General features: G+C 34.3%; 16 protein-coding genes and 3 tRNA genes. 15 read left to right on the plus strand and 4 right to left on the minus strand.

Annotated elements, in window-relative coordinates:
• The first annotated feature begins 89 nt into the window (after positions 1–89).
• The 13 genes from AC0INN_RS00385 to nusG all read left to right on the plus strand — a co-directional run bounded on the left by AC0INN_RS00385 (position 90) and on the right by nusG (position 8,748).
• Entirely contained in the window at positions 90–581 is a 492-nt protein-coding gene (locus AC0INN_RS00385; RefSeq protein ID WP_172276686.1) for a lipocalin-like domain-containing protein, read from the plus strand.
• A gap of 25 nt (positions 582–606) precedes the next feature.
• Entirely contained in the window at positions 607–1,296 is a 690-nt protein-coding gene (locus tag AC0INN_RS00390; RefSeq protein WP_172276689.1) for a YiaD family glycine zipper/OmpA-like lipoprotein, read from the plus strand.
• A gap of 107 nt (positions 1,297–1,403) precedes the next feature.
• A complete protein-coding gene (locus AC0INN_RS00395; protein WP_172276692.1) occupies positions 1,404–2,291 on the plus strand; it encodes a decaprenyl-phosphate phosphoribosyltransferase in 888 nt (295 codons plus the stop codon).
• Positions 2,288–3,607 carry an FAD-binding oxidoreductase gene (locus AC0INN_RS00400; protein WP_172276695.1) on the plus strand — a complete coding sequence of 440 codons (1,320 nt, stop codon included), beginning with the start codon at positions 2,288–2,290 and terminating at the stop codon, positions 3,605–3,607. The genes AC0INN_RS00395 and AC0INN_RS00400 overlap by 4 nt, the downstream gene beginning before the upstream one ends.
• The gene (locus AC0INN_RS00405) at positions 3,608–4,333 is read left to right on the plus strand and encodes an SDR family NAD(P)-dependent oxidoreductase (protein WP_273650922.1); all 726 of its coding nucleotides are present in this window, start codon (positions 3,608–3,610) and stop codon (positions 4,331–4,333) included.
• A gap of 4 nt (positions 4,334–4,337) precedes the next feature.
• The gene (locus AC0INN_RS00410; RefSeq protein ID WP_172276701.1) at positions 4,338–4,925 is read left to right on the plus strand and encodes an HAD family hydrolase; all 588 of its coding nucleotides are present in this window, start codon (positions 4,338–4,340) and stop codon (positions 4,923–4,925) included.
• A 23-nt stretch (positions 4,926–4,948) separates the two neighbouring features.
• Positions 4,949–5,413, plus strand: coding sequence for a hypothetical protein (locus AC0INN_RS00415; protein WP_172276704.1), 465 nt, complete (start codon positions 4,949–4,951; stop codon positions 5,411–5,413).
• A gap of 1 nt (position 5,414) precedes the next feature.
• Positions 5,415–6,590 (plus strand): cysteine desulfurase family protein, encoded by a 1,176-nt coding sequence (locus AC0INN_RS00420; RefSeq protein WP_273650923.1) that lies wholly within the window; start codon positions 5,415–5,417, stop codon positions 6,588–6,590.
• An 85-nt stretch (positions 6,591–6,675) separates the two neighbouring features.
• Positions 6,676–6,993, plus strand: a complete 318-nt coding sequence (gene trxA / locus AC0INN_RS00425) for a thioredoxin (RefSeq protein WP_034682284.1) — start codon at positions 6,676–6,678, stop codon at positions 6,991–6,993.
• Positions 6,994–7,121: 128 nt separating this feature from the next.
• Positions 7,122–7,195: transfer RNA gene (locus AC0INN_RS00430), tRNA-Asp, on the plus strand.
• A 32-nt stretch (positions 7,196–7,227) separates the two neighbouring features.
• Positions 7,228–7,301: transfer RNA gene (locus AC0INN_RS00435), tRNA-Asp, on the plus strand.
• Between the two features lie 34 nt (positions 7,302–7,335).
• Positions 7,336–7,409, plus strand: a tRNA-Asp gene (locus AC0INN_RS00440).
• An 847-nt stretch (positions 7,410–8,256) separates the two neighbouring features.
• Positions 8,257–8,748 (plus strand): transcription termination/antitermination protein NusG, encoded by a 492-nt coding sequence (gene nusG / locus AC0INN_RS00445; protein ID WP_273650924.1) that lies wholly within the window; start codon positions 8,257–8,259, stop codon positions 8,746–8,748.
• A gap of 113 nt (positions 8,749–8,861) precedes the next feature.
• Here nusG and AC0INN_RS00450 read toward each other — a convergent pair whose 3' ends face one another.
• Positions 8,862–9,614 carry a M12 family metallo-peptidase gene (locus AC0INN_RS00450; RefSeq protein WP_306611169.1) on the minus strand — a complete coding sequence of 251 codons (753 nt, stop codon included), beginning with the start codon at positions 9,612–9,614 and terminating at the stop codon, positions 8,862–8,864.
• Between the two features lie 328 nt (positions 9,615–9,942).
• Here AC0INN_RS00450 and AC0INN_RS00455 point away from each other — a divergent pair, with 328 nt between their 5' ends.
• Entirely contained in the window at positions 9,943–10,962 is a 1,020-nt protein-coding gene (locus tag AC0INN_RS00455) for a L,D-transpeptidase (RefSeq protein WP_273650926.1), read from the plus strand.
• Here AC0INN_RS00455 and AC0INN_RS00460 read toward each other — a convergent pair.
• The 3 genes from AC0INN_RS00460 to AC0INN_RS00470 all read right to left on the minus strand — a co-directional run bounded on the left by AC0INN_RS00460 (position 10,959) and on the right by AC0INN_RS00470 (position 13,555).
• Positions 10,959–11,483 (minus strand): hypothetical protein, encoded by a 525-nt coding sequence (locus AC0INN_RS00460; protein ID WP_172276716.1) that lies wholly within the window; start codon positions 11,481–11,483, stop codon positions 10,959–10,961. The two genes, AC0INN_RS00455 and AC0INN_RS00460, sit on opposite strands and share 4 nt — an antisense overlap.
• A gap of 1 nt (position 11,484) precedes the next feature.
• Positions 11,485–12,807, minus strand: coding sequence for a PDZ domain-containing protein (locus tag AC0INN_RS00465; RefSeq protein ID WP_172276718.1), 1,323 nt, complete (start codon positions 12,805–12,807; stop codon positions 11,485–11,487).
• Positions 12,808–12,916: 109 nt separating this feature from the next.
• Positions 12,917–13,555: an alpha/beta hydrolase gene (locus AC0INN_RS00470; RefSeq protein ID WP_172276721.1), complete on the minus strand. Its 639-nt coding sequence runs from the start codon at positions 13,553–13,555 to the stop codon at positions 12,917–12,919.
• A gap of 146 nt (positions 13,556–13,701) precedes the next feature.
• Between AC0INN_RS00470 and AC0INN_RS00475 the strand changes: the two genes are divergently transcribed.
• Positions 13,702–14,214, plus strand: a complete 513-nt coding sequence (locus AC0INN_RS00475) for a hypothetical protein (protein WP_306611176.1) — start codon at positions 13,702–13,704, stop codon at positions 14,212–14,214.
• The last annotated feature ends 166 nt before the right edge of the window (positions 14,215–14,380 follow it).

A 14,380-nucleotide genomic window follows, 5' to 3' on the forward strand; every position in this document is an offset into this window, starting at 1 on the left:
AGTCCGAATTTTTCGGACTTTTTTGTTTTTATTTTTCAATTTTGGCACGGTTTTTTGTAACTTTAATGTAACAAAAAATAAACGACAAAATGAAAAAGTTACTACTTGCAGGAATGTTGGGAACATCACTTTTTGCAGTGTCTTGTTCCTCAGTGAAAAATGCACAAACATCACAAAACCAAAAATCTGATTTTTTAAAGATTAAAGGAGATTGGGAGATTGTTAGTATCGATTATGATAAAGGATTTAAAATTAAACCGTTTGATGAAGGAGCAGATGCACAATGTTTCGTAGGAAGTCATTGGAGATTGATTCCCAATAACTACACAGGATCTTATACCTTAAATGGAGGTGGAAGTTGCCCTAGCATTACACAGCCAATTAAATTTGAAGTTAAAGGTGGAAATACTTTTATGTTTAAGAAAATTGCTGAAGGAACAAAAGCTAAACAAAATACGGTTGGTTATTCTTTAAATTTGATCAACCAATCTACAGATCAGTTTTCACTTGAACAAAACGTTCCATTTGATGGAAGCACAGTGAGAGTGGTATACAATTTCCAAAGAACTGGAATGAAATAATTTATAACAAGAAAAAATTAAAAAGATGAAATTTAATAAAACATATATCGCAGGTATTTTCCTATCATCAACTTTATTATTGACAAGTTGTGAAGCAGTTCAGAATTCTAACCACCAGCAAAGAGGTACAGCAGTAGGTGTTGCATCGGGAGCTGTACTTGGAGGTATCTTAGGTAATAACGTAGGTAAAGGAGGAAACGGAGCATTAGGAGCAGTATTGGGAGGTATTATTGGAGGTGTTGCAGGTAATGTTATCGGTAACAAAATGGATAAGCAGGCTAAAGAAATTAAAGAAACTTTACCTGGTGCTGAAGTAGAAAGAGTAGGAGATGGTATTAAAGTGACGATGAACGAAAGTATAGTAAACTTTGCATTCGATTCATCTAACCTTACCTCTGTAGCTCAGACCAACCTTGATAAATTAGCTCAGGTATTGGCCAATAACCCTGACACGAACATCAATATCTATGGACACACAGATAGCGTTGGTAAAGATGCTTATAATATGGCCCTTTCTCAGAGAAGAGCAGATGCGGTTAAAGCATATTTAGCAGGTAAAGGAATCGCTTCAGGAAGAATGTTTACGAAAGGAGAAGGTAAAAATATGCCTGTAGCTAGCAATGATACGGAAGAAGGAAGAGCAAAAAACAGAAGGGTAGAATTTGCCATTACAGCCAATGAAAAAATGATTAATGAAGCCAAACAAGGCAAGTAATTAATTTAATATATAAATATTTTCTTAAAAGACCGCCACGGCGGTTTTTTTTGTACTTTTATGCTACTCATCTTGAAATTACTATTTTTGCAATTGAAATAACATAAATGAAGAAATATCTTAAACTGCTGCGTGTAGAACAATGGGTAAAAAATTTATTTGTTTTTGTGCCATTATTTTTTTCCGGCAATATCAAAAACCTTGATCTGCTTACCAAGAGTATTTTTGCTTTTGTTATCTTTTCGCTTGCTGCCAGCATGGTTTATATTCTGAATGATTACAATGATATAGAGGCAGATCGCAGGCATCCTGAAAAAAGAAGAAGACCGCTGGCGAGTGGTGCTATCTCTAAATCAAAAGCTATAGGAATTTTAATAGGACTCGCAATTACAGATATTTTCCTTGTTCTTTTTGCTCAGTTCTATTTCGAGCAACTTCTCTGGAAATTTGCAACCATTATTGCATTTTACTTTGTGATGAATCTTGCTTATACATTCAGGTTGAAGCATGTTCCTATTATTGATATTTTTATCATAGCCACAGGGTTTGTATTAAGGGTTCTTGCAGGAGGTTACATTACCGGAATAAGTATTTCACAATGGGCTATACTGCTTACATTTGTTCTGGCATTGGTATTGGCAATAGGAAAAAGAAGAGGTGAATTAATCAATGCGCAGGTTTCGGGTAAGACAAGACGTGCTCTGGATGGTTATAACGTACAGTTTGCCGATATAGCACTGTCTATTTCTGTTACATTAGCCATTATGTGTTATTTAATGTTTACCCTGTCACCAGAGGTGCAGGCAAAATTTCATGAAAGGGTTTTTTATACCGTTATTTTTGTAGTATTTGCCTTTCTCAGATACCTGCAGCAGACTCTAGTGTATAACAGAACGGAATCCCCTACAAAAATAGTGTACAGGGACAGGTATATACAGGTTACCTTACTATTATGGGTTGCAACATTTTTAATTCAAATTTATTTTAAAAAATGAAGCCGAATTTCATACAAAAAGTTACCAATTGGGGCAATTTTCCTGTAGTGGAAAAAGAAATGAAGTCTGAAGACAGCTTCAGAAATATAAGGGAATTTGTATTGAACCATAATGAAGTGATCGCAAGAGGGAATGGGAGATGTTATGGAGATGCTTCATTAGGGGAACATATATTTTCGACAAAAAAACTCAATAAATTTATCAGCTTTGACCGGTTGAATGGTATTATAGAATGTGAATCCGGAGTGCTGCTTTCAGATGTTTTGGAAATAGCTGTTCCGCAAGGATACTTTCTTTATGTAACTCCGGGAACCAAGTTTGTTACTGTTGGAGGCGCCATCGCATCAGATGTACATGGTAAAAACCATCATTCAGAAGGTTGTTTTTCAGAATATGTCATTGAGTTTAAACTCATGAATGAAAATGGGGAGATCATAACATGTTCAAGAGAGACGAATTCAGATAAATTCTGGGCAACTATCGGCGGAATGGGACTTACGGGCATCATTCTGACGGCAAAGTTTAAGCTTAAAAATATAGAATCAGCTTATATTCGCCAGGAAAGTATTAAAGCTGAAAACCTTGATGAAATATTCAGGCTTTTTGAAGAAAGTGAAAACTGGACATATACTGTTGCCTGGATCGATTGCTTACAAAAGGGTAAAAATATTGGAAGGAGCATTTTGATGAGGGGAGAACATGCTTTTCAGCATGAACTTCCTCAGAATATGGCAAAAAGTCCTCTACGGCTAAAGAAAAAGTTTCAACCAACTGTCCCTTTTTATTTTCCGGGCTTTGTCCTGAATGCTTTAACGGTAAAAATATTTAATCTGCTGTATTATAAAAAGCAGTCTAAAAAAGAAGTTAAAAGCTTTATAGATTATGAAACATACTTTTACCCTCTGGATTTTGTTACCGATTGGAATAAAATTTATGGTAAATCAGGTTTTATCCAATATCAGATGGTAATTCCTAAAGACTCCGGAAAGGAGGGGATGAAGAAGATCCTGGAAACCATTGCCAATAGCGGAAATGGATCCTTTCTGGCTGTTTTAAAACTCTTTGGAAAGAATAACGAGGAAGCTTACAACTCATTTCCTATAGAAGGGTACACTTTGGCACTTGATTTTAAAGTAAATTCGAAACTTAAAAAGCTGGTAAAACAGCTTGATGATATTGTTCAGGAATTCGGAGGTAGAATTTATTTGACCAAAGACAGCATGAGTAAATCTTCTTTGACGAATTACCTTAAAAATATTCAAAATCCTAAATTTGTGTCGTTACAGCACAAAAGAATCATAAATAATAATTCATAAATGATAGTTCTGGGAAGTACCTCTGAAGTAGCACAAGCCTTTGTTGAAAAGGCTCTGCAGGAAGGTGAAAAATATGAGAAAATCTATCTTCTGACCTCAAATAAGGAAACCACGGAAAGGTTCGCAAGACATATTGATGTTAAATTTCTGCAACAGGCTGAGGTGATTGAGTTGGATTTAATGAAAGAAATAGATTACACCCGATTTGATCATGTCAATTCAAATGTATTATTTTGTGCAACGGGATATTTAGGAGATGGAACAGAAGAAGGTTTGTATGATAATAAAAATACGGAAAGAATAATTAATATCAATTATTCAAAACTGGTTCCTGTGATGAATTATTTTGCCCAGAAATTTGAAAGCAGAAGATCAGGTACAATCATAGGATTGTCATCTGTGGCAGGAGATCGAGGGAGGCAGAGTAACTTCATTTATGGAAGTGCAAAAGCAGCTTTTACAGCCTATTTAAGCGGGCTACGGAATTATCTGTTTGATAAGAAAGTGCATGTGCTGACGATTAAACCAGGGTTTATGGAAACTAAAATGACAGAAGGGCTTCCGTTAAATCCAAGGTTAACGGCCAAGCCAAAACAGGCTGCAGCTTCCATTTACAATGCGTATAAAAAACAAAAAAATGTAGCTTATGTATTGCCTGTCTGGGGAATTATTATGATGATGATCAGGAATATTCCTGAATTTGTATTTAAAAAATTAAAGCTCTGATAAAATGAAAAAATTGTATTGTTTTGATTTTGATGGAACGATTACCTATAAGGATACAATGTTTATGTATCTGAAATTTTATGATTCTACGAAATACCATATACAATTTTTGAGACATGTTCCTCTGTTTATTTTATTGAAATTAAAACTGGCGGAAACGGAAAAGGTCAAAAAAAGCTTCATCGGTTCAATACTGAAAGGACAATCACAAGAAAAAATAGAACGAAAATCGAGACAGTTTTTTGAGCAGCACTATCCTAAGATTGTGCGTGAAAATGCACTCGACTTTATTAAAAATATAGATCGTAATAATACTCAGAGTCTATTAGTTACGGCTTCTCTGGATATCTGGGTAAAACCATTTGCAGAGGAATTGAAAATGCAGCTGGTTTCCACGCGTGCAGAGTTTAAAAACGGTATTTTTACAGGGAATTTTATAGGGAAAAACTGTAACGGAAAAGAAAAACTCATAAGAATCCAGGAGCAGATCAACAATTCAAAATACGATAAAATAATCGCTTTTGGCGATACTTCAGGAGATAAGCAAATGCTGAAATGGGCAAATGAAGGACATTACCAATTTTTTCACTAATTTTGGGAGGTAAAAATGTAACAATGAATAAACTGTTTATTTGGTTCCTTGCTTTTTTCATGAGCTGTACAAGTGCACCGTCTTCAGTATCTAATGATACACAAAAAGGAGGTGAAATCCTTGTTTCTGAATCTCAGGGTGGCACTGAAACCGCTGGCTTCAAAATTCTTAAAAGTGAAGAAGAGCTTCAGAAAATTATAAAAGGTAATTCCAGCCTTGCTGAACTAGGACAGGATGCAGCAATTAAATACCCTGCCTTTCCAAAAAATCAAAAAGCTGTTTTATACAACCTTGGAACTTTTAGGTCAGGAGACCATAAGATCAGTGAGATAAAAAGTCTTTCTGTGAAGGATAATATTTTGTATGTAGAAGTTCCACAGCGTGAGTCCGGAGGAATGGAGATCCAGGTGATATCCAATCCTTGGGTGGTTTTTACAGTTCCTTCCAATTATCAATTCAATTCCGTCGTATTAAAATATTCAAAATAAAATGAATAAAGTATATTTAGATAACGCAGCAACAACACCCCTTTCAGAAGAAGTTATTGATGCAATGGTAGGTACCATGAAGGTAAACTTTGGAAATCCTTCTTCTACACATAGCTTTGGGCAGGAAGCTAAAATCCTGATCGAAAATGTGAGAAGGCAGGTGGCTGATTATCTACATGTAACGCCCGCTGAGATTATTTTTACATCATGTGGGACAGAGTCCAACAATATGATCATTAAATCCAGTGTGGAACACCTTGGAGTACAAAGAATCATCAGCTCTCCACTGGAACACAAATGTGTTTCAGAGAGTATAATCGATATGAAGGCAAGAAAAGGGGTAGAGGTCGTTTATATCCGTCCGAATGAAAAAGGAGATATCGATCTTAATAAATTGGAAGAACTTTTAAAGGCATCAGATAAAAAGACCCTTGTAAGCTTAATGCATGCCAATAATGAGATCGGAAATATTACCAACCTTAAAAAGATGGCTGAGATATGCAAAGCAAATAATGCACTTCTGCATTCTGATACTGTTCAGACCATGGCGCATATCGATCTTGATTTCTCTGACATTCCGGTAGATTTTGCTTCATGCAGTGCACATAAGTTCCATGGACCAAAAGGAGTAGGTTTTGCCTTTATCAGGAAAGCGACAGGCCTTAAGGGGATTATCACAGGAGGACCTCAGGAAAGAAGTCTGAGAGCCGGTACTGAGAATGTTGCAGGTATTGTGGGGCTTGGAAAAGCTTTAGAGCTTTCTCTTAATCATATGGAAGCATACACCCATCATATTAAGGAAATAAAAAATTATACCATTGAAAGATTATCTGCTGAAATAGCAGGGATTAAGTTCAATGGAAGAAGTGCTGAAACTGAAAATAGTTTATACACTGTTTTAAGTGCCCTTTTACCATATAAAAATCCGCTAATAGGTTTGCAGTTGGATATGAAAGGGATCGCCATTTCTCAGGGTAGTGCTTGCTCGTCAGGAGCATCAAAACCTTCAATGGTTATGATGATGGTTCTATCAGAAGATGAAATGGATAATTGTACACCTTTACGTATTTCATTTAGCCATATGACCACAAAAGCGGATATTGATGTTTTCGTAAATGCCCTGAAAGAAATTTCAGATGATTTGGTTATAGAAAAAACAAATGTTCAGCATAGATAACCTTATTGCTGAAAAGTAGTAATTTTGATGATCCAATTAAGGATTAAAAAAACAATAGAATATTAATTTAAATAAAATAAAAAAAATGGCTTTAGAAATTACGGATAGCTCATTTCAGGAAACGGTTTTGAAATCTGATAAACCAGTATTGGTAGACTTTTGGGCGGTATGGTGTGGACCTTGTAGAACACTGGGACCAATCATTGAAGAAGTAGCAACAGATTTTGAAGGAAAAGCTGTAGTAGGAAAAGTAGATGTAGACAACAACCAGGAAATCTCTATGCAGTATGGCATCAGAAATATCCCTACAGTTCTTATTTTTAAGAATGGTGAAGTTGTTGATAAATTAGTTGGAGTAACACCAAAAGAAGTGATCGCAGAAAAATTAAGCGCACACTTATAAAAAAAATAACTTTGATAATGAATGCCTTCCGCTTTTGGGAGGCATTTTTTTAACAAATAATTTGCAGGTAATTAAAAAAGGTGTAATTTTGCAATCACAAAAAAGAAACAAGTTCTTTAACAAAATTTGATCCGGTAGTTCAGTTGGTTAGAATGCCGCCCTGTCACGGCGGAGGTCGCGGGTTCGAGTCCCGTCCGGATCGCAATCAAATTTATTTGAAATTATAGAACTACTGATCCGGTAGTTCAGCTGGTTAGAATGCCGCCCTGTCACGGCGGAGGTCGCGGGTTCGAGTCCCGTCCGGATCGCATATCAAATTTGATTAATAAACTCAGGACTACTGATCCGGTAGTTCAGCTGGTTAGAATGCCGCCCTGTCACGGCGGAGGTCGCGGGTTCGAGTCCCGTCCGGATCGCAATATAAAATGCTGTAATATTATTTACAGCATTTTTTGTTTTTAAAGTAAATATAATCGGAAAGATTTCCTTTTTACTTTTGATTTACTATATAGATATTTGTGGTTGGCATAAAGAAAGAATGTGAGCTTATAATGGAGTTCTACAACACAAAAACTACTTCCCTGTCAATAATCAGAAATTTCATCTTTTGTGATAGATTGATCATGCTATCTAAGTATAATTACTTTTTAATTTATCCTTACTCGAAGTAATATCAAATATACATGAGCATTTTTTACTTTTCTTTTTAAAGGATAGTATTAGCATAAATTTCAGCCTTACTTTATGTATGTAAAGTTTTTTTATCATTCAATTCCGTTTATAAAGAATCATGTAAATGAAATCTATTTTATACGATGTGAAAACATAAAATATTGAAATAAATCAGAGATAAGTAACAGTTTCTTTTGAACTTTATGCTTTAAAAAGCAAAATACATATTTTAAACTCCTTCCTAATTATATTATTAGTTTGTGTTTGTAAATTATTGATAATTATATGATTAAATCTCGATTGCATTATCCGTACGTATAAATTTCTTATAATAACTTACCCCAGATTTATAAATCTAGATATGCTTTAGTTGTTAACTGTGTAAAGCTAATGCATCTTTGCTCTACAGATAGAAGAAGTGTGAACATATCTACTAACGTTTTATTTCATGGTAAGGAAAAGTAGAAGTATTGCAAATGTCTTTTTCTGTTATTTCATGTCCCTTATAGTTTTCAAGAAAAATTTAAGTTAACAGGTGTGACTTGAAAGGAGAAGATGTAAAATGATTATAATTATATAGAAATGAATTTCATGAAAGGATGGTATGTTATTTATACCAAATCACGTTACGAAAAAAAAACTGCTCAAATCCTAACTGAGCAAAATTTCAAAGTGTATTTACCTCTCAATAAAACAATCTCTCAATGGAGTGATCGTAAAAAGAAGGTTGAAAAACCGCTTTTTAGTTCTTACGTTTTTATTTATTTAGAAACAATAAAAGATTACTTACGAGCTCTTGCGATTGAAGGTGTGGTCATATTTATCAAGTTTGGAAATCGACTGGTTCGTGTTCTTGATGAAGAAATAGATAGAATAAGAGTATTTCTTAATGAATTCTCAGATGTTGAACTTAGAAATTCATTAGATATTAAAGTTGGTGAGAAGAGGAGAATCGCTTCAGGGCCTTTTGAAAATTATGACTGTGAAATAATAAAAATAGATAACAAGAAAAAAATCTGTGTAAGAATTGAATCATTAAAGTATAGTATTTTAGCTGAAATGCATTCTTATCATTTAATTTAAGATCTATAATGGAGTTATAAGGATATTAGCTTAATTATTAGAGAAATAAAATATATTGTATGGTATATTCTTATACTATACAATGTATTTATATAATGTTATCCTTTTGTTAGTTACTTTCCACCATTTGCCTTAAGGTCAGCTTTACAATTATTATCCAATTGAGGAACATTTCCATTTATAATAAAGCCTAAAATATCTGTGGTTTCAGAAGCGTAGTACATCAGACAATTTTGATTATTACAATGGTTTCCATTGGAAGAATCTTTGTGATCTGTCTGCATCGGTGATCCTAGATTTACTAATCCCATCAAATGTCCCAGTTCATGCTCAAGCACTGTAGCTTCAAGTTTTGTTCTGCTGGTCTGCCCAAATCCTCCGGAATTTTCCTGAATTGTTTTTCCGAATAAAGCAATTGAAGTATTGCGGTATGCAATTCCTAACGTATTAGAATTGCCGCTATATTTCCCGTTGGTATATAGAATGTTTACTGCAAGAGTTGATCCGTTGGTAAATACAGTTCGGTTTGTATTCTCAATTTGTCTTATATCATCCGCAGATAAAGTGGAGGAGGACGTTCCCGGAATTTCTCTTTGAATAACGGTTATACCACCATCTTTGCGGAGAAAAGTGGATAGGAAGTTTTTCACATGATCAACAGCTTGCGAATTCGGGGCATATCCCGGCATATACTGAATTTCGATCAATAATGAATTATACCGGTTATTGCTTAATAGGTCGTTGGCTGACGCGCCAACAGGACGCGTGTGGTTGTAATCTGATGATCCATTGCTGAATTCATTATCTCTGCTACAGGATATTGTACATAGCAAGGCTAGAAACGGAATAATTAGTTTTTTAATCATAGGTTTTGTGTCTTTTGTTAAATATTTAATAATGCAATATTAGTAAAAATAAGTTTTGTGGTAGCAATATCACAGTAATGTATTTGTTTTATATCTGTTTTTATGTTGAATTCATTTCTCAAACCCGGCGGGTTTGTTTTTATTAATGAAAACAAATTGATTTTTCATAGATAATGATAGTGTCAGTCAGCTTTTATACTGATACTTTAATCGTTCTTAACCGTATTTTTACGATATTTTTAACCATCATTATGATTATTCCGTTTTAGGTCTGATATTTGTACTGAGTAGCAAAACTAATCGACCTTTTAAATTTATGAACGTAATTGTGAAAAAATCTTTTTTATACAGTCTTATACTGGTTTTATTTTTAGTATCATGTAAAAAGGAAATTGAAAAAATAAATGATACTTTAGGAACCGATACAACTACCACAGAAAGTCCAACGGAAAAAACTGATTCAATAAAAAAAGATTCAGTGGTTAAAAAGGAATCTGTACCTCCGGCAATGCAGGAAACCGGCTTTTATAATGCTTTTGTACTTCCAAAAGATAAAAAGCTTAGAGATTCTGTATATGCTGCATTCAGCAAAAAATATAATGAAAGAGAACGGTATGCTATTTTAGCACTGAACAGATTGGATTCTAAAAATAAATGGAATTCTGATACATTGGTAGTTCCGACCAAAATAGATACCACACTGATGGCTTATTCACCTTTTCCAATGCAATTGGATGTATTGAGTAATGTAAAGAAATTTGTTATTTTTTCTTATCCGATTCAGGCGTATGGAGTGTATTCCAACGGGAGTCTTGTAAAGTGGGGACCAACCAGTATGGGAAAAAAAACCGCACAGACCACAAGAGGATTAACTTTTGCCAACTGGAAAAAGAAGCTTTCCATTTCGACGGTTAGTAGTGAATGGAAATTACCTTATAATTTCAATATTTTTAACACAGGAGGAATCGGATGGCATCAATATGACCTACCCGGCTATCCGGCATCGCATTCGTGTCTACGGCTATTGAAAAATGATGCCCAATGGTTATATTCTTATGCAGATACCTGGATCCTGAATCCGGGAGGAGCCACCACTAAAGCAAAAGGAACTGCAGTAATGGTTTTTGGTGATTACAAATGGGGGCACAGGAAACCGTGGAGAAATCTGTTGGATGATCCTAATGCAAATAATATTTCTGTAGAAGAAATGAATAAGCTCATAGAGCCCCATATTGAAAAAATAATAAAAGAGCAGGAGAACAGGGAAAAAGTAGCAGATTCTATCAAGGCAGCGAAGGCTGTTGAGATTCAGGAACCTGCAGTGAAGCCCCAAGTGCTTGCACCTTAAGACTTCTTTTCAAATTGTAAAGTAGATTCTTCTGCAAATTTTCTGAGCTTCTGCATTTCATCTTTAGCTTTACTTTGTCCGAATCTGGCCGCAGCATATGTTGCGGCAATACAAAGCAACATGATAAACGAGGCATTGAGTGCCCAAGGAAATTCATTGCTTTTGATTTGTTTTTCTACATAGTACATGGTGAAAAAGGTCATCCATAAAATCGAAAAAGAGAAATAGAGAAACATAAAGAAGGTCCACACAGCCGAGCTTGGCCCGAATACTCCACGGATCACAATATCATCATCTTCTGCCTCCACGCGAAGAGAAAGTCTGGGTTTCCAGTAATTATCATAAGGTGTTTCTACACAGATGGTAGCTACCTCCTTATTGACATTGCCGGAAAATTCTCCTTTGTGTTCCTTGAGGTATTTGTTAAGGTTTTCAGCATATTCTTCCTTACTGAGATGGGTAAACATTTTAAACCTCGGTCGTGTGCGTATCTTATCTAATGTGGTTTCTTCTGTTTTCATATTATTCCTGATAGGGGATTGGGTCTTCCAGAGTAAAGCTCAGTGTAAGTTCCTGGTCTTTCCTTTTTATAAGCATGGTAATGGTTTTTCCTTCTTCAGATTTCATCAGTTCCATAATGTATTCCAAAGTCATGTCAAGGGTTTTTCTACCATTGATTGTAATAATCCGATCGTCTTTTTTTAGTCCTGCTCTATCTGCGGGAGAATCTTTACGTACACCTGCAATAGAAAATAAAGGCTTTAGTACAAATTTGTACTGTAAGTTATTATTAATCACCTCGATTTCATTACTTGCCTTTTTTGCACCGGTTTCAAGGGCTACAAAATCTTTTTCCCAGGATAATCCATCCTGTTGAAAATCAAGACCACTCATATTAAAATGGAAGGGGTCGTCATAATTTTTATTTTTCTTTAAGTAGATTTTCTGGTTAGGATAATCAAAAATGATAGTAAATCGGCGGAGAATTTCTCCTCCCACTGAACCCCTTCTGTTTTCAACAAGATTTACATGCTGAATAGAAAACTCATCCGGCATCGCGGTAAGAGGTTTTTCAAATTTAAAATCCCCCAGATAAAAGTTATGAATACGGCTTCTTTTTCCGTATACATCTCCGTTAAATCCTCTGCCTAAAAAATCATCAATATTAGGACGGTTGTACACAAAATTCTTTATAAGAGTAGGAAAGAGCCATATAGGATCGCTGTTTCCTAAGTCTATAAGAAGTTTGGATGTCTTCTTTTCATTGGTCATTTCAACCTCTGCTTCAATATACGGTTTATTTTTTTCAATAGAAATGGGAAACTCCTCAAATCTTTTGGTTTTTTTCCTAAGCAGTTCAATATCGTTGTAGATGGTAATCTTTTTGGAAACGTAATCTATAGAAACAGCATGATCTTTAAAAAAATGATATCCTATGATCCCGTTAACAGGGATTCCTACATGAGAAGAAATATTAAATTCCTGATTAACGATAATAAAAAGGCTCAGAGATTTATTGATGAAATTTTTTCCTATTGTACCTGTATTATTATCGGAACGAAATCCATCTATACTTGCGTTCCCACCCAAACCTGAAAATTTGATCTTTTCAAGTGTTGTTAGTTTTACTTCTTTGTTTTCGAGGCTGAAAATTGATGTTTCAGCAACTCCTGTATCTAACAAAAAGGTTAGATCTGCTCCATTAATATTGACCGGAATGAAAATCAGATTATTAATCAGCTTAAATGGAACTACCGTCTTTTTAGCATCTTTAATCTCAAAAGAGTTCTGAGCATTGATAAAAATGCTAATCAATAAAAGCCAGATAAAACATCGATATTTCATTTACTGAATATAAGCAATTTATCGCTATGTAAAATAAAAAACATTCTCTATTTTGAGAATGTTTATGTAATTTTTAATGTTTTGTCTGATATGTTTTATTATCCGTAAATTATTTCGAAAAGAAATCCATAAGGTCAATATAATTTTTTTGATTTACTCCATGTCCACTCATGTATTCTCTGAAAGTAAAATAACAACTCAATTCATACAGCAGATCTGCAGCCTTTCTTCCCCATTCTAATGGAATTACAGCATCATCGGTTCCATGGGATACAAAAAATCTAAGCTTTTCCAATTTCTTTTTATCTCTAACGATATCACCTAAGATTTTCTCTTCAGGATAGCTGCTCAAACACGCCACATAATTAAATAAATCAGGATATTGTAATGCCAGGGCATAGCATAAAATTCCACCCTGACTGAAGCCGCATAAATGGGCCCTGCTTTCAGTAATTCCGTATTGATTAATTATTTTTAGAATATTCTCCAGAACACTGTTCAGAGATTCTTTTGCCTGATGGACATCTATAAAGTTTTCTGGATTATTAAAATCAATGTCATACCATGAATATCCCTCGAATTGAGTATTCTTTGGAGCCCTGAAACTAACGATGATCCAGTCGGCGGGGAGGGTTTCCCTGAAACTAAAAAGATCCTGTTCATTGCTTCCATAACCATGAAGCATAAAAAGTATTGGAGTAGAAGAAGTAATATTTTCTGGTTCTCTTACAATATAATCTAAATTCATACTACAAAGATAAGTAATAAATCAAATTGCTAAATTTTTATGTTTTGAATAATCACGGCTTTAATTTTAACTATAAAATATGAATAATGCTTAAAATCAGACATAAATATTATTTTTATTGATTTGATATTGTTTGGAAATCTTTATTGGAAATTTTTCATAAAAGTTATTTTTATATTGATAAAAAACCTATATTTGAAACATTAAAAAATCTATTTGGAGAAATGAAGCAATTTTACAAATCAAAAAGTTTATTAAGACTTTCTTTTTTATTCATCGTATTATTTTCGGTAATTTCTATATTAAATTCTTGTAAAAAAGATGATGACGATGAAGACTTTAAAGATCATATCGTACAATTTGAAGTAAAGGGGAGTACAGGTGTTATTTCAAAAACCATCGTTACTCAGGTTGGAACTACGGTAAATAATATGTATAATACTACATTGACTCCAATTACCCTTCCTTGGTCAAGCGGCGAATTTTTTGTTAACTCCAGCCAGGCCCAGTTAAATCTTTCAGCTAATGCCACGATGCCTGACGATGATTCTAAACTCATTGTGAACATTTGGATTGATGGAGAAGTGGCAAAGAGTGATACCGTTGTTGGTAAAGGTGTTTTAAGTGCTGCTGTTTTTCACAGCTTCTTGGAATTATAAAAATCAAATTTACAAATAAAGAACAAACCGCTTATTTTTAGGCGGTTTTCTTATTTTCAGATAATATTTTTTGTAGCTCTGTTAAACACTACGTGCATGTTGGGAATTAGTATTTTTTATTACAGAATATTTGATTTGGATAAAAAAATATTATAAGTAAACTACA

It is taken from the genome of Chryseobacterium subflavum, from assembly GCF_055762745.1.